Source organism: Pantoea sp. X-Soil-ISGK-421 (assembly GCF_059730785.1).
In genome coordinates, this window is record NZ_AP035979.1 from 1,150,250 (window position 1) to 1,164,239 (window position 13,990).

Consider the following 13,990-nt stretch of genomic DNA (forward strand, 5'->3'; position numbering starts at 1 on the left):
CGCAAAAGTGGAGAAAAATTATGCCATTACTCTATGTGGCGATTGGCGTAGCATTACTGCTGTTACTGATGATCCGTTTCAAACTGAACGGATTTATTGCGCTGATTCTGGTGGCACTGGCCGTGGGCGTGATGCAGGGCATGCCGGTCAATAAAGTTATCATCTCGATTAAAACCGGTGTGGGCGGCACATTAGGCAGTCTCGCGCTGATCATGGGCTTCGGCGCGATGCTGGGTAAATTGCTGGCGGATTGCGGCGGGGCGCAACGTATTGCTACCACACTGATCGCCAAATTTGGCGAGAAGCATATTCAGTGGGCGCTGGTGCTGACCGGCTTCACCGTGGGCTTTGCACTGTTTTATGAAGTGGGCTTTGTACTGATGTTGCCGCTGGTGTTCAGTATCGCCGCCTCTGCGCGCGTGCCGCTACTGTACGTGGGCGTGCCGATGGCGGCAGCGCTCTCCGTCACGCACGGTTTCCTGCCTCCGCATCCGGGTCCTACGGCGATTGCCACCTTGTTCAACGCCGACATGGGTAAAACGTTGCTGTACGGTACGCTACTGGGGATTCCAACCGTTATCCTCGCCGGTCCGGTTTATGCGCGCTTCCTGAAAGGTATCGATAAGCCCATCCCAGAAGGATTATGGAACCCAAAAACCTTTACCGAAGCTGAGATGCCAGGCTTTGGCGTCAGCGTTTGGACGGCATTGGTGCCGGTGGTATTGATGGCGTTGCGCGCGGTAGCGGAAATGCTGCTGCCGAAAGGTCACGTGCTGCTGCCGTATGCGGAATTCTTTGGCGATCCGATTATGGCAACCTTAATTGCTGTGCTAATTGCTATTTTCACTTTCGGACTGAACCGTGGACGCAGCATGGATGACGTGATGGGCACCATCACCGATTCGATCAAGATCATCGCTATGATGCTGTTAATCATTGGCGGCGGCGGGGCATTCAAACAGGTGCTGGTGGACAGCGGCGTTGATAAATACATCGCCAACATGATGCATGAAACCAATCTCTCGCCGATTTTCATGGCGTGGTCAATTGCTGCTGTACTGCGTATTGCGCTGGGATCCGCCACCGTGGCGGCGATTACGGCCGGGGGGATTGTTGCACCGTTGATCGTCACCAGCGGTGCCAGTCCGGAACTGATGGTGATTGCGGTGGGTTCCGGCAGCGTGATTTTCTCCCACGTTAACGATCCGGGTTTCTGGTTGTTTAAAGAGTATTTCAACCTGACTATCGGCGAAACCTTCCGTTCGTGGTCCGCGCTGGAAACTATTATTTCAGTATGCGGTTTGGTGGGATGCTTGCTGCTCGCCAACGTTATCTAAGCATCAAGGCTGAGGCATTGTGCCTCAGCCGCTTGCGGTTTACTGCGTTAAGGCGCGGAACGCTGCGAGTTCCTCTTGCGGCATACCGACCTGCAACGCCGCGTCACAGATTTGCTCCCAGCTATTGCTATCCAGTGGAATGCCGTCGCGTGTGCGTGCCACTCGGTTGTGCTCTTCCCACTCACCGGGCACCTGAATCGGTGAATCGCCACTTTGCGGCGACTGTTTCACCCATTGAAGGAATGACTCAGCTTCTTCCTGCATCGCTGGCGCATCAAACGCATCCGGATTAACGATGATGGTGGTCATGCAGTTGAAAATGGCATCCGGGCTGGTAACCAGCGTTTCATCATGTGTGGTGCGTCCGCCCGACAGCGCACCACCAAGAATTTCGCACAGGGTCGCTAGCGCATAGCCTTTATGCAAACCGAATGGCATCAGTGAACCATACGGGGCCTGATGCATCACGCCCGGCTCGGTGGTGGGCTGGCCCTGATGATCAATCAGATATCCCGGCGCGACCTGTTGCTCTTTGTTCCACGCCACCCGCGTTTTACCAAAGGCGATGCCGCTGGTGGCGAAATCGAGCAGTAGCGGTTTCGCATTGCGGCGCGGGAAAATGGCGCAGAAGGGATTGGTGCCGAAACGACGATCGCTTCCGTTAAAGGGCGCCACCATCGGATCGCCCATAACGTTAACGAAGTGGAACGAGACAAAACCGGCGGCTGCGCACTGTTCCGCCCAATGGCCGATGCGACCAATGTGGTGCGAGTGGTGTAAACCTACCGCTGCAATGCCTAACTTGGCTGCGCGCTCAATGCCCAGCTGCATCGCCTCAAAGGCAGCCACCTGACCAAAGCCATTGTGACCGTGCAGCGTCAGCACCGCACCGGCGTCTTTCTCAAGGGTTGTGTGTTGGTTAAGTTGCAGAAAACCCTGTGCCAGCGAATTCACATAGCCTGGAATCATGCCAACACCGTGCGAATCATGGCCAGCCAGATTAGCGGCTACCAAATGATCGGCGACCAGGCGCGCTTCTTCAGCGCTACTGCCTGCATGGAGCCAGATGGATTGAACAAACTGATGAAGAGGGGAAGGGGGAATCAGATGCAGAGTACTCACGCGGTCAATCTCCTTATCATTATCAATCATCCATCCTGCGACGAAAACAGTCATGACCGCAAGTCAGCGATAAGAAGTAAAGGGCCACACGCTGTGGCCCAAAAACTCAGTGCGGCTGCTCAAAGCCCGCCTTTAGCATTTGATCGCGCAGTGCGCGAGTAATTTCACGGTTCCCGCCCGTGATCGGGTAAATGACATTGTTGACGACATCGTCAAGATAATGCTCTTCAAACTCCTGCATGGTGAGTTGCGTACCCCCCTCATCGTTGATAGCGATACTGCCGCTGATGTGGTTGCCGTAATCCTTTGCCTTAAGGCTGTAACGCCCCATGCTGGTATTAATCGTGCTCATAAGAATCTCCTTGTTACGTAGGCATTGATAACAATTGAGGCCTCTTCAGGCGGTATAAGTTTAGACTGTGAACCGGCTCAGAGTACGGCAGCAGGGAGAAGGAGAATCGATCGCTGCGACCTGTCTCGCAGAAATAAATTTGCGGCAAGCGAAACGACAGCCAATGGGCGTGACCCTCCTCGCAGCATCCAGCGAAAGCAGAATGATCATCTATACTGGATAGCAGACACGTTATTTTTCATACTTGAAGGAGCGAACAATGAAAATAATTCTGTGGGTCATCGCCATCATCTTCATCGTTGGATTACTGACATTAACAGGCGTCTTTAAACTGATTTTCTGACAAGCACAGGCACCTACGGGTGCCTGAATTTTTTCATTCAGCATAGGATTTTTCGCTGTCTTCAAATGACTCGATGGGCTGAATGAGATCGCGCAGATTTAGCGGCTTGTAACATTTCGCGCAGCAGGCGCCATGATGGTTTGGAAAATCGACCTTTTCGCAGTCCAAAAAGGTATAAAAAAATTTAGTGCAACCGCAGCGGCTACAACGAATAGTCATGTTACTTCCTTCCGTTCTCCGTCCTGGAGCGTCGAGATTTATCTTATTCGCCTGGCGAGTTCAATTGATAAATTTCGTTAATTTATTCCCCATGTGAATAATTGATGCTAAGTCACTGAATGATATATTATTGCCTTAAGTTATCATCACAGCATGTTTGCATTTTTTGTACATCAACAGACCCAATCGATTCGTTTACCTGCCATTTCGATTTTTACCTTATGACTGAGGTAAAATTCATCACTTGATCGTATCTGAACCAAGAATAGGCCTGGAGAGATTAGCCTGTTTTTTCAATACACTTTTTAAGCAATAGCGTGGGATATGCCTTTGTGCGGGAGCGTGAAAACCGCTTTTTTACGCATTGTTGCTCTTGAATGACTTAACGGGAAATATTGTTGTGAATCGCCACTTTTCTGCAGCTTTAATGGGCTGCATTTTGACCTCATCGGTCTCTTTTTCAGCATCAGCGGAAACAGCATCACAAGCCATCAAATCGGGCTGGAACACCTTTAGTGACAACGTGTCGCAAACCTGGTCGCAGCCGCAGAATTATGATTTTTATCTGCCGGCAATCACCTGGCACAACCGCTGGACTTATGACGATGAACACATCGATAAGTACAACGAACGCCCGTGGGGCGCAGGTGCAGGTGTTTCGCGCTGGGATGAAAAAGGGAATTGGCATGGCCTGTATGTCATGGCGTTCAAAGACTCGTTCAACAAATGGGAGCCGATTGGCGGGTACGGTTGGGAAGCAACCTGGCGACCGCTGAGCGATCAGAATTTTCATTTGGGGGCGGGTTACACGGCGGGTGTGACGGCCAGAGATAACTGGCGATATATTCCCGTTCCCCTTATTTTGCCTTTAGCATCAATTGGATATGGTCCAGCCACTTTCCAAATGACTTACATTCCCGGGACCTACAATAACGGCAATGTCTATTTTGCCTGGCTGAGGTTTGAGTTTTAAGCTTTTGCAGAGCGCAGAAAGTGTGATCGACATGCAAAAAATCAATATTTATCACTTTTTCATCAAATCGCACTGGACAAATGTCACCGCAATTGCTGTACTAGACGTCGACACAGTTTAGTGTCCTTTTTTCATGTAAAGGTAATATAGATGTCTAAGATCAAAGGTAACGTAAAGTGGTTTAATGAGTCGAAAGGCTTCGGTTTCATTACTCCAGAAGATGGCAGCAAAGATGTATTCGTACACTTCTCTGCAATCAACAGCAACGGTTTCAAAACTCTGGCTGAAGGTCAACGCGTTGAGTTCGAAATCACTGACGGTGCTAAAGGCCCATCAGCTGCTAACGTTATCGCACTGTAATTTAACAGTTCGAATTCTGAAAACCCGCCTTCTGGCGGGTTTTTTTTATCCATTTTTTAAGCATGCCACCAGATAATCATCCAGGCGACAACGACGCACGTTGTTAGGCTCAATGCCATCAGCTCATCGAACGAACGCGGTATCACATTTTTCATTACACATGCCTCATAGGTCCATTTCCTTCAGCATGACCACGCCAGATTAAGCCAGCCTTAAGGCGCCATGACATTTGCATGACAAGGCAGATTCTGCGGCACATCTCACAGATAAGTCCCGTAACATAGCCACAACAATGCTTACTTGCAGATTTTTGTCCGGCAACGCTATATAACTGCTCAGGGAAAAAAGAGGAGGCAGGATGAACATACGTCAGGCACAGGCAAAAGACAGTTTTGCGTTGAGTGCGTTGTTAACCGAGTTAGGTTATAGCGCCACGGAAGGGTTTATCGATAGGCGTTTGGCGCAGCTTTGCGATCATCCAGACGAGATAGTGTTGGTGGCGGAACACGGCAGCCAGGTGCTGGGTTTTCTGTCATTACACTTTATTCCGCAACTGGCATTAGCCGGCGATTTTGCCCGCATCAGCTATTTCTGCATTGCCGAAGGTGAGCGTAGTAAAGGCAGTGGACAGCAATTATTGACCCACGCCGAGCAGTTGGCGCGTTCACGCGGTTGCGATCGTATGGAAGTGCACTGCCACTCATCACGCCTTAAAGCCAACCAGTTCTATGCGCGTGAAGGCTATGTGGAGTCACCACGCTACCACATTAAAGCTCTGGGTTAACATTAAGCTCGCGTCCGCTGGCAATCACAATGGCATCAGCGATGCTGTCGAGCTGTGCGAAGGGCAGCAGCGCCGCACTGACGCGAATGAATTGCCGGCTGTTAATACTGCAGCGTTCACCGGGTAACACGGCGATACCTCGCGCGGCCAGGGTGATCATCGCGTACTGCTCGGATTCCACCGGAATCCAGACGCTTAATCCATCGCGTTCCTCCAGCACCAAGCCGCGTTTCGCCAGCGCTGCCAGCAGTTGTTGACGACGCTGCGCATAGGTTGCCTTGGCCTGCTGAATGCGCTGCTGAGTGTTTGCGTCGTTGAGCATCCACGCCACGGCATCCTGCAAAATACGGCTGGTCCAGCTCACGCCAAAGTTGCGCCACGCTTGCAGGCGTTTCACCATTTCTGCGGTGCCGGATAACACCGCCAGGCGCAAATCCGGACCATAGGCTTTGGAAAACGAGTGCACATGCAGCACACGTTCCGGATAGTGGAAGCCAAGACTCCACACCGGCCAGCGCGAAAGATCACCAATGCCATCGTCCTCAACAATAATGATGCTGCTGTTCGCCAGTACTAACGCTAACTCTGCACTGCGCCGCTGGCTTACGCTGTGTCCCGTCGCCGAATGGGTGCGCGGTTGATAGATAAACATCGCTGGAGACTTTTGCATTAGCGTAGCCAGCGCCGAAGGGATCGGCCCTTGCTCATCACAGGGCAGCGGCAGAATTTCTGCGCCAATGTTGTCTAAAATATCCAATAATCGTGTAGCAGTAGGATCTTCGATTACCACGCGATCGCCCGGTGACAGCAACGTTTGTACGATGAGGTTCATGGCATCAAATCCACCATCGGTTGCCAGCCAGGCTTCGGCAGGATAGGGCCAGCGCGGTGTCACGGCATCCTGCAATTGCGGTGAAATCGCCTCCCGTTGATAGCTATTCAGCTGGGGCGATGCAATGCCTGCCACCATCGCCTGACGCAAATCTGGCAACAGTGCTGGATCGGGCGAGGCCATCGCCAATGATGCCTGAACATTCTCACCGTAATTACCGATCTTATCGAAACGAATGGGACGCGGCATAACGCTGTTGCCGCTCACCCAGACGCCGCTGCGGCCTTTTCCAGCCAGCACTTTTTGCTTCTTTAACTGGGCCCAGGCAGCTGAAACGGTTGCGGGACTGACACCCAGCCGCTCTGCCAACTCGCGCACCGCAGGCATTTGCATGCCCACCGCGATCTGTCCTTCGCGAATCAGTGTTGATGCCGCATGCGTGATGCCTTTCACCGAAGCATCGGTGATTTTCTGACTCAGCCAATCCAAATCCACACTTTGCGTCATAAGAAAATCCTTTGTTCAGTAACAAATAATAGATTGTTCAGATTAGTATTCGCGTTTTAGACTCAAATTCAAGCACTATTTGCTGCATAAATAATCACAGCCGCAGGGCTGGCAGAACAGACGGGGAAGGCAAAACTATGATAACCATCAGACTAGCGGTACGTGACTGGGATTACTTCACACCGCTGGCGCTTGGCGATATCAAGCCGGAAGGTTTTACGCTGGAGATCGATCGCGTTGGCACATTGGTGGATAACCTCGCCACCAGCGAGAGATACGATGCGGGTGAAGTGTCGTTCAGCCGCTTTGCTCAGGCTCGGGCAAAAGGTGACAGTTCGCTCTTGGGCCTGCCACACTTTCTGATGCGTGGTTTCCGCCAGCGCTGCATCATTACTCGCGCTGACAGCCCAATAACCACGCCTGCGCAACTGAAAGGCAAAAAGATCGGTGTTACCGGCTGGCAGGATTCTGGCAATACCTGGACGCGTACCGTGCTGCGTGAAGCGGGCGTTGAGATTGATGATGCTTACTGGTTTGCCGGCCGCTTAACCGAAGATCACCCGATTGTCGATCGTCTGGCCGGCTTTGGTCGTCCGGGCCGTATTGAACCCGTGCCTGGCGAACGTCCGCTGATCGAACTGCTGAAAGCCGGCGAGCTGGATGCTGTCTTTACCCCCTTTATGCCGGAAGGTTTCTTCCTGGCCGATTCGGGTCTGCGCCAACTGCAGGTGGATTTTGCCGGAGCCGAGCGCGACTACTTTAATCGCGTCGGATATGTGCCGGGCATTCACTTACTGGCGATCAAGCCCGCGTTAGCCGAGGCACATCCGTGGCTGCCCCAGGCGCTGAGCGACATTATCGATCGTTCGTACCAGTTGTGGATGAAGAAACGTGAAAAATACGCCGACACCACGCCGTGGCTGCTGGACGATTTGCGGCGCACCGCGCAGGAATTGCCCGCTAACTGGAATCAGAACGGATTTTCCGTTAACAAAAAGATGATTGCCGACTTTGCGAATGAGCTGTTCCAGCAAGGCCTAACCAAAACATTGCTGACGCCGGAAGCGATTTTCCCGGCTGCGGCGCAAGGAGAATAATGATGAAAGTTGCAATGGGCCAATTTGCCGTCAGCCGCGAATGGCAGGAAAACACCGATATCTGCATCGGACTGATGAATCAGGCGCTTGCGGGTGGCGCGGATCTGCTGGTGCTGCCTGAAGGCGTGCTGGCGCGAGATATCGCCGATCCGGATCTGGTATTGAAAGCGGCGCAGCCGCTTGATGGTCCTTTCGTCACGCAGCTGCTGGCTGTCAGCAAAGGCAATAACTTAACCACCATGATGAGCGTGCATGTACCGACAGAAGGGCAGAAGGCGCTCAACGTGCTGATTGCTATTCGTAACGGCGCAATCATCGCAGAGTACGTGAAACTGCACCTGTATGACGCTTTCGCTATGCAAGAGTCGCAGCGCGTTAATCCAGGCCGCGAGATTCCACCGCTGGTGGACGTTGCGGGCATGAAAGTGGGGTTGATGACGTGCTACGACGTACGCTTCCCGGAACTGGCGCGCCGCTTAGTACTGGATGGCGCCGATGTGCTGGTGCTGCCGGCTGCATGGGTGAAAGGTCCGCTAAAAGAGATGCACTGGGAATTGCTGACTACCGCGCGCGCGCTGGAAAACACCTGTTACATGGTGGCGGTGGGTGAGTGTGGTCCGCGCAATATTGGCAACAGTCTGGTGATCGATCCGTTGGGCGTAGCGATTGCCAAAGCGCCGGAGTCGGCCGCGCTGGTGTTTGCCGATCTCGATCCGCAGCGCATCGCCTACGCACGCAGCGTATTGCCGGTGCTGGAAAATCGCTGTTTTGCTCGTCCTGAACTCAAACCACGTTGATCGCTGGGGAATCTGACTGATGAAAACTATTGCTACCGCTATCGCGCTTTCATTGGGCCTGACGGCCTGTTTCGCTCAGGCAGCTGACGCTATTCCAACGCAAAAAGTGGATCAGGCACTGCACGATCGTCTGCCTGCAGAAATCAAAAGCAGCGGGAAAATGATCTCGGTAAATAACGGATCCTTTCCTCCGTATGAGATCGTCAATGGTCCGCACTCCATGGACGGCGCTTCTGCCGATCTGACTGAAGCGCTGGCGCAGCTGCTGGGCGTGAAGATTGAGCATGCCACCGTCAGCGGTTTGTCGGGCGTGCTCACTGGCATTAACTCTGGTCGCTACCAGATGGCGATTGGGCCAATAGGCGATTATCCGGACCGTCAGCAGAAGGTTGATTTTATCGACTTCGTGCAGGAGTTCGTGGTGTTTGGCGTGCAGAAAGGCAATCCATCGAAGATTAATGGACTGGAAGATACCTGCGGTAAGCGCATTGCGGTGATGGCGGCCGGTTCGGCAGAACAGGTGATTCGCAAGCAGTCTGATGCTTGTGTCGCTGCGGGCAAACCGGCGGTGGTGGTGCAATCGTTTACCGATCAGCCGTCATCGATTCTTGCCGTGCGTTCCAAACGGTCCGATGCCTTCTTCTCCTCACAGGCACCGCTGACTTACTTTATCGAACAGGCCAATGGTCAGCTGGAACTGTCAGGCAAAGGCAAGAAAAACGGCTTTGGCGACATTTTCCAGGGCACCGTAGTACCGAAAGGATCCGAACTGGGCAATGTGGTACTGGATGCTTACAAAGAGTTGTTTAGCAACGGCACCTATGCGGCAATTATGAAGAAGTGGAAATTAGACGGTAACGTATTGCAGCAGCCGGGACGTAACCTGGCGCAAGGGGCAGCAAAATGAGTCCGGTCACCAACAATTCGCGAGCCAGGGATAAGGCCGACGTGCAGCAGCGCGATGTAGCTTTTGCCCGCAGTGCGCCCACTTATGGGCGCTGGATCTCATGGATTGTGGTGCTGGTTATCGCCGCGAACTTTCTCTGGTTGGTGGCGACCAACCCCAATTTCGAATGGAACGTGGTGCTGCAGTGGTTTACCGAAGCTTCGGTGATGAAAGGCCTGCAGGTCACGCTCGGCTTGACGGTGGTGTCGATGATTCTCGGCACGTTGCTCGGGCTGCTGCTGGGCGTCTGGCGTCTTTCGGAAAACAAATTGCTGAGTGGCTTGTCATCGCTCTACATCTGGTTTTTCCGTGGTACGCCGCTGCTGGTGCAGCTGATCTTTTGGTACAACATGTCGACGCTGTTCCCAACCATTTCGATCGCTCTGCCATGGACGGAAATCACTTTTGCCAGCTGGAACACCAACGATCTGATCACGCCGCTTACCGCTGCGATTGCCGGATTGGCGCTCAATGAAGCAGCCTACATGGCTGAGATCATCCGCGCCGGGCTGCTGTCTGTGGATAACGGCCAGGTCGAAACCACCCAGGCATTTGGCATGAGCCGCAGTCGTGCGCTGCGCCGCGTAATCATTCCGCAGGCGATGCGTTCGATTATCCCGCCAACGGGCAACCAGCTGATCAGCATGATCAAAGCGACGTCGCTGGTGAGTGTGATTGCTATGGGCGATCTGTTGTACTCGGTGCAGGCGGTTTATAACCGCACCTTCGAAATTATTCCAATGCTGATGGTCGCAGTGATTTGGTATCTGTTTATCACCTCGATTCTCAACGTCGGCCAGTCGGCAATCGAGCGTTACTACGCGCGTGGTACCACCCGCACGGTGGTGAATAAACGTCGTGTTGCCGCGACCGAAGCCGCGCCAGTCGCCGCGCACCGTCTGAAGGAGGATATATGAGTGACGTTCAGCCGTTGGTGCGTGCACGTAATGTGCAGAAGAGTTATGGCGATAATGAAGTGCTGAAAGGCATCGATCTCGATGTGTTTCCCGGTGAAGTGGTGGTGATCCTGGGACCATCGGGTTCGGGTAAATCCACCTTTTTACGTTGCATTAACCATCTGGAAGATATGAATGCCGGTTCGATTATGGTGGGCGACGATCAGATCGGATACGAACTGAAACGCGGTATTTTACATCGTTTATCGGCGCGTAAAATTGCTCATCAGCGCCAGAAAATTGGCATGGTGTTTCAGCAGTTCAACCTTTATCCGCATATGACGGTATTGCAAAACATCATCGAAGCACCGATTGGCGTGCACAAGTTTTCGCGGCAGGACGCGCTAAAGCATGCAAATGAACTACTGGCGACCGTTGGATTGAGTGACAAAGCCGATGCCTGGCCGCGTCATCTTTCGGGTGGTCAGCAGCAGCGTGTGGCAATTGCGCGTGCGCTAGCGATCAAACCGGCGTTGATGCTCTTCGATGAGCCGACTTCAGCGCTCGATCCTGAGTTAGTCGGTGAAGTGCTGTCTACCATGCGTACGCTAGCCGATCAAGGTCTGACCATGATTGTGGTGACCCATGAAATTGGTTTTGCGCGTGAGGCTGCCGATCGCGTGGTGTTTATGGATGGTGGCGTAGTGGTGGAGCAGGGCAGTCCGGAGCAGGTGATTGGTAACCCGCAGCATCCGCGTACGCAGGCGTTTCTCAGCCGCTTTATTTAAGTGGGCGGTCTCACTCTGTTACAGATTGCAGTTGAGACCGTCTATAAACTGCGCGTTAATAGTCAGGTCCGTTTTTCACATTGGTTGAAAGGTAAATTATGGAAGGTATCAGTATTGCCAAACTGCTGATCATCGGTGCGCTCATCGTACTGCTTTTTGGCACCAATAAGTTACGTTCACTGGGTGGCGATCTGGGTTCCGCAATCAAAGGCTTCAAAAAAGCCATGAAAGATGATGAATCCGGCGCATCTAAAAGCAGCGCTGAAGAAGTGCCTGCTGAACGTGTCAACCACAAAGAGTAAGCTCTGCGCCGAACGTCAATAAGTGTAAATATTTATTACGTTAATAAAAAACCAGGCTGTTGCCAGTCTGGTTTTTGTTTTTGTAGCTTAATGCCACATAGCGCTGGCCATTTCCAACTCATCCATATCAAAAATCGCAACCTTATGCATTGGCTCCATCACGCCCAATCCATGCAGAAACGCTCTGATATCGGGCATCTGGTCAATCAACACTTGTGGCAATAACGTGACAAGCGGTTCTTCCTCCTGAGTGACTCGTTCGATAAAAGCCAAATCCATCTTGTCACTTTCGCTGTCATCAGCGGGCAAAATAATCTCGCCAATTTTAGCTTCGATGATAAAAGGGAAATCGGTTTTACTGCCCATTACACCTTGTGGGCTAATCGGTACTGCACTGAAGGTATGCTGAATTTCCGGAAGCTGTGCGGGCAGATCAAATTGCCAATAGCCTGCGTCATCGATCTCAGTGCTGCCAATCAGCACATCATCAAGATAGAAATGCAAAAGGGTGCCAGCAGGTGCCTCACCGCTGAATGTCACGGCATCATTTTCTTGCTGATACTGACCGCGAATGATGACTTCATTTGCCGCGACGCTCTCTGGTTTGAACTGCGTCTGTAAATGAGTTTCGCTGCTGCTTTGCTGAGGCAAAGTGATTACGTCCACGTCTGCCGATTGCTGGCTGGTATAGGGCAGCGAAAACTGTGGTGATGGCGAACTGAAAGTGGCCTGCAGCAGACCGAAGTTCCATTCAGGTTCGGGTAATTGCTGTATTGCGGGTTGCACGGTATCCAGAATGCCCTGCGCAGACGTTTGTACCTCAATTTTTTCGCTCTGAACCGTAACCATGGGAATAGTCGCAATGGACGGCTTTACGGCAACCGGCAGTTGCAGATGTATTTCATCGAAGCGATGCTCAATACTGATAGCGGTGGCAATAAATGCATTCGCACAAGAGGCATGAGATGACGTATAGGGATTGGTGATGTCCATGGGCGTGGTGCGTGCTTTAAGCGCATCCAGACTCTCTCCTGATGCGCTATAACGTCGCACATCTGAGGATGAAAGTGATACATCCGGTACTCGGGAAAATTCGAGCCCTTGTTCATGAAAGGATGTCTGCATTATCTGACCTTCAAAAAATGACACTGAGAAAAGAGAAATAGGCTCTTATGGCCTCAGCGGTTAAAGCGACAGATTTCAGACAGGGATTAAGACTTTTAAGGGGGTTTTTTACGATTGCGCCCTATCAGGAGCGCAATCGTGGGAGGTCATTACTTAACTTCCAGGCCTTTAGCTTGCATATCAGCATGATAAGACGAGCGCACAAACGGGCCGCAGGCAGCATGAGTAAAGCCCATCGCCATGGCTTCTTCTTTCATCTCGTCAAACTCTGCTGGGCTCACATAGCGCTGCACCGGCAAGTGGTGGCGGCTCGGCTGCAAATATTGCCCCAGCGTCAACATGGTGACGCCGTGACGACGCAGATCGCGCATTACTTCGATGATCTCAGCATTGGTTTCGCCCAGACCTACCATCAAGCCTGATTTGGTCGGAATATCCGGATGCGCTTCTTTGAACCGCTCCAGCAGCTTCAGTGACCAATCATAGTTGGCGCCCGGACGAACCTGACGATACACACGCGGCACGTTTTCCAGATTGTGGTTAAACACATCCGGCGGCGTTGCGGTGAGAATCTCCAGCGCGCGATCCATACGACCACGGAAATCAGGCACCAGAGTTTCAATTTTGATCGTGGGGCTTTTCTCGCGAATCGCGCTGATGCAGTCAGCAAAGTGCTGAGCACCACCATCACGCAAATCATCACGATCCACAGAGGTGATGACCACATAACGCAGCGCCATATCGGCGATGGTTTGTGCCAGTTTCAGCGGTTCGTTTGCGTCAGGCATATTCGGACGACCATGCGCCACGTCGCAGAATGGGCAGCGACGCGTACAGATTGCGCCGAGGATCATAAAGGTCGCGGTACCGTGGTTAAAACATTCTGCGAGGTTAGGACAGGAGGCCTCTTCGCACACCGAGTGCAGACCGTTTTTACGCATCGCGGCTTTGATGCCCTGAATACGACTGGAGTCCGCAGGCAGTTTGATCTTCATCCATTCCGGCTTACGCAGAATTTGTTCACGCTCTACCACTACGGTTTTCACCGGGATTAGCGCCATCTTGTCGGCATCGCGATACTTGACGCCACGTTCCATCTGAATTGGTTTACTCATAAATCTGCAGGTTCCGGTCGGGATTGCGATTTGAAAGCTTCCTCACTCAAACTGAGAACCAGGCTTTCAACTTTTTTTGAAAATATGGCAAAAAT

17 protein-coding genes are annotated in these 13,990 nt (G+C 52.3%); 11 read left to right on the forward strand and 6 right to left on the reverse strand.

Annotated features, from left to right (window positions below; genetic code table 11):
* Nucleotides 1-20 precede the first annotated feature (20 nt).
* Nucleotides 21-1,337, forward strand: coding sequence for a gluconate transporter (gntT, locus tag AC6I8K_RS05230; RefSeq protein ID WP_064740530.1), 1,317 nt, complete (start codon nt 21-23; stop codon nt 1,335-1,337).
* A gap of 39 nt (nt 1,338-1,376) precedes the next feature.
* Here the strand turns inward: gntT and AC6I8K_RS05235 are convergent, their stop codons facing one another.
* Both AC6I8K_RS05235 and AC6I8K_RS05240 read right to left on the reverse strand, forming a co-directional pair.
* Nucleotides 1,377-2,459, reverse strand: a complete 1,083-nt coding sequence (locus AC6I8K_RS05235; RefSeq protein ID WP_497826342.1) for a malate/lactate/ureidoglycolate dehydrogenase — start codon at nt 2,457-2,459, stop codon at nt 1,377-1,379.
* Between the two features lie 106 nt (nt 2,460-2,565).
* On the reverse strand, nt 2,566-2,811 hold the full coding sequence (locus AC6I8K_RS05240; protein ID WP_064740531.1) for a hypothetical protein: 246 nt from the start codon (nt 2,809-2,811) through the stop codon (nt 2,566-2,568).
* Nucleotides 2,812-3,070: 259 nt separating this feature from the next.
* Between AC6I8K_RS05240 and AC6I8K_RS05245 the strand changes: the two genes are divergently transcribed.
* Nucleotides 3,071-3,154, forward strand: coding sequence for a small membrane protein YohP (locus tag AC6I8K_RS05245; RefSeq protein WP_085982494.1), 84 nt, complete (start codon nt 3,071-3,073; stop codon nt 3,152-3,154).
* 33 nt (nt 3,155-3,187) lie between these two features.
* On the opposite strand, the gene AC6I8K_RS05250 is transcribed toward AC6I8K_RS05245, so the two are convergent.
* Nucleotides 3,188-3,373: a hypothetical protein gene (locus AC6I8K_RS05250; protein WP_497826343.1), complete on the reverse strand. Its 186-nt coding sequence runs from the start codon at nt 3,371-3,373 to the stop codon at nt 3,188-3,190.
* A gap of 427 nt (nt 3,374-3,800) precedes the next feature.
* Between AC6I8K_RS05250 and pagP the strand changes: the two genes are divergently transcribed.
* The 3 genes from pagP to AC6I8K_RS05265 all read left to right on the forward strand — a co-directional run bounded on the left by pagP (nt 3,801) and on the right by AC6I8K_RS05265 (nt 5,490).
* Complete coding sequence (pagP, locus tag AC6I8K_RS05255; protein ID WP_483817863.1) at nt 3,801-4,346, forward strand: lipid IV(A) palmitoyltransferase PagP; 546 nt, start codon at nt 3,801-3,803, stop codon at nt 4,344-4,346.
* A gap of 150 nt (nt 4,347-4,496) precedes the next feature.
* Nucleotides 4,497-4,706: a transcription antiterminator/RNA stability regulator CspE gene (cspE, locus tag AC6I8K_RS05260; RefSeq protein WP_007890714.1), complete on the forward strand. Its 210-nt coding sequence runs from the start codon at nt 4,497-4,499 to the stop codon at nt 4,704-4,706.
* Between the two features lie 358 nt (nt 4,707-5,064).
* A complete protein-coding gene (locus AC6I8K_RS05265) occupies nt 5,065-5,490 on the forward strand; it encodes a GNAT family N-acetyltransferase (RefSeq protein WP_483816983.1) in 426 nt (141 codons plus the stop codon).
* On the opposite strand, the gene AC6I8K_RS05270 is transcribed toward AC6I8K_RS05265, so the two are convergent.
* Complete coding sequence (locus AC6I8K_RS05270; RefSeq protein WP_483816984.1) at nt 5,474-6,829, reverse strand: aminotransferase-like domain-containing protein; 1,356 nt, start codon at nt 6,827-6,829, stop codon at nt 5,474-5,476. The genes AC6I8K_RS05265 and AC6I8K_RS05270 overlap by 17 nt on opposite strands.
* 137 nt (nt 6,830-6,966) lie before the next feature.
* On the opposite strand from AC6I8K_RS05270, the gene AC6I8K_RS05275 reads away from it, so the two are divergent.
* From AC6I8K_RS05275 to tatE, 6 genes are all read left to right on the forward strand, one after another.
* Entirely contained in the window at nt 6,967-7,926 is a 960-nt protein-coding gene (locus AC6I8K_RS05275; RefSeq protein ID WP_497826344.1) for an ABC transporter substrate-binding protein, read from the forward strand.
* Nucleotides 7,927-7,928: 2 nt separating this feature from the next.
* Nucleotides 7,929-8,723: a deaminated glutathione amidase gene (locus AC6I8K_RS05280; protein ID WP_064740537.1), complete on the forward strand. Its 795-nt coding sequence runs from the start codon at nt 7,929-7,931 to the stop codon at nt 8,721-8,723.
* A 19-nt stretch (nt 8,724-8,742) separates the two neighbouring features.
* On the forward strand, nt 8,743-9,630 hold the full coding sequence (locus tag AC6I8K_RS05285) for an ABC transporter substrate-binding protein (RefSeq protein WP_483816986.1): 888 nt from the start codon (nt 8,743-8,745) through the stop codon (nt 9,628-9,630).
* On the forward strand, nt 9,627-10,586 hold the full coding sequence (locus tag AC6I8K_RS05290; protein ID WP_483816987.1) for an amino acid ABC transporter permease: 960 nt from the start codon (nt 9,627-9,629) through the stop codon (nt 10,584-10,586). Before AC6I8K_RS05285 ends, AC6I8K_RS05290 begins: the two co-directional genes overlap by 4 nt.
* Nucleotides 10,583-11,353 (forward strand): amino acid ABC transporter ATP-binding protein, encoded by a 771-nt coding sequence (locus tag AC6I8K_RS05295; RefSeq protein WP_064740540.1) that lies wholly within the window; start codon nt 10,583-10,585, stop codon nt 11,351-11,353. Before AC6I8K_RS05290 ends, AC6I8K_RS05295 begins: the two co-directional genes overlap by 4 nt.
* Nucleotides 11,354-11,451: 98 nt before the next feature.
* Nucleotides 11,452-11,655, forward strand: coding sequence for a twin-arginine translocase subunit TatE (tatE, locus tag AC6I8K_RS05300; RefSeq protein WP_497826345.1), 204 nt, complete (start codon nt 11,452-11,454; stop codon nt 11,653-11,655).
* An 87-nt stretch (nt 11,656-11,742) separates the two neighbouring features.
* Here tatE and AC6I8K_RS05305 read toward each other — a convergent pair whose 3' ends face one another.
* Together AC6I8K_RS05305 and lipA are read right to left on the reverse strand one after the other, a co-directional pair.
* On the reverse strand, nt 11,743-12,804 hold the full coding sequence (locus tag AC6I8K_RS05305; protein WP_497826346.1) for a hypothetical protein: 1,062 nt from the start codon (nt 12,802-12,804) through the stop codon (nt 11,743-11,745).
* 125 nt (nt 12,805-12,929) lie between these two features.
* Nucleotides 12,930-13,895, reverse strand: a complete 966-nt coding sequence (gene lipA, locus AC6I8K_RS05310; protein ID WP_064740543.1) for a lipoyl synthase — start codon at nt 13,893-13,895, stop codon at nt 12,930-12,932.
* Nucleotides 13,896-13,990 lie beyond the last annotated feature (95 nt).

Excerpts from the sequence above, each read along its gene's own strand:
- AC6I8K_RS05285 (WP_483816986.1), top strand. The coding sequence starts at position 8,743 with ATGAAAACTATTGCTACCGCTATCGCGCTTTCATTGGGCCTGACGGCC.
- AC6I8K_RS05290 (WP_483816987.1), top strand. The coding sequence starts at position 9,627 with ATGAGTCCGGTCACCAACAATTCGCGAGCCAGGGATAAGGCCGACGTG.
- cspE (WP_007890714.1), top strand. The coding sequence starts at position 4,497 with ATGTCTAAGATCAAAGGTAACGTAAAGTGGTTTAATGAGTCGAAAGGC.
- AC6I8K_RS05240 (WP_064740531.1), bottom strand. The coding sequence starts at position 2,811 with ATGAGCACGATTAATACCAGCATGGGGCGTTACAGCCTTAAGGCAAAG.
- AC6I8K_RS05275 (WP_497826344.1), top strand. The coding sequence starts at position 6,967 with ATGATAACCATCAGACTAGCGGTACGTGACTGGGATTACTTCACACCG.
- AC6I8K_RS05270 (WP_483816984.1), bottom strand. The coding sequence starts at position 6,829 with ATGACGCAAAGTGTGGATTTGGATTGGCTGAGTCAGAAAATCACCGAT.
- gntT (WP_064740530.1), top strand. The coding sequence starts at position 21 with ATGCCATTACTCTATGTGGCGATTGGCGTAGCATTACTGCTGTTACTG.
- AC6I8K_RS05265 (WP_483816983.1), top strand. The coding sequence starts at position 5,065 with ATGAACATACGTCAGGCACAGGCAAAAGACAGTTTTGCGTTGAGTGCG.
- AC6I8K_RS05245 (WP_085982494.1), top strand. The coding sequence starts at position 3,071 with ATGAAAATAATTCTGTGGGTCATCGCCATCATCTTCATCGTTGGATTA.
- AC6I8K_RS05295 (WP_064740540.1), top strand. The coding sequence starts at position 10,583 with ATGAGTGACGTTCAGCCGTTGGTGCGTGCACGTAATGTGCAGAAGAGT.
- AC6I8K_RS05280 (WP_064740537.1), top strand. The coding sequence starts at position 7,929 with ATGAAAGTTGCAATGGGCCAATTTGCCGTCAGCCGCGAATGGCAGGAA.
- AC6I8K_RS05250 (WP_497826343.1), bottom strand. The coding sequence starts at position 3,373 with ATGACTATTCGTTGTAGCCGCTGCGGTTGCACTAAATTTTTTTATACC.
- pagP (WP_483817863.1), top strand. The coding sequence starts at position 3,801 with ATGGGCTGCATTTTGACCTCATCGGTCTCTTTTTCAGCATCAGCGGAA.
- tatE (WP_497826345.1), top strand. The coding sequence starts at position 11,452 with ATGGAAGGTATCAGTATTGCCAAACTGCTGATCATCGGTGCGCTCATC.
- lipA (WP_064740543.1), bottom strand. The coding sequence starts at position 13,895 with ATGAGTAAACCAATTCAGATGGAACGTGGCGTCAAGTATCGCGATGCC.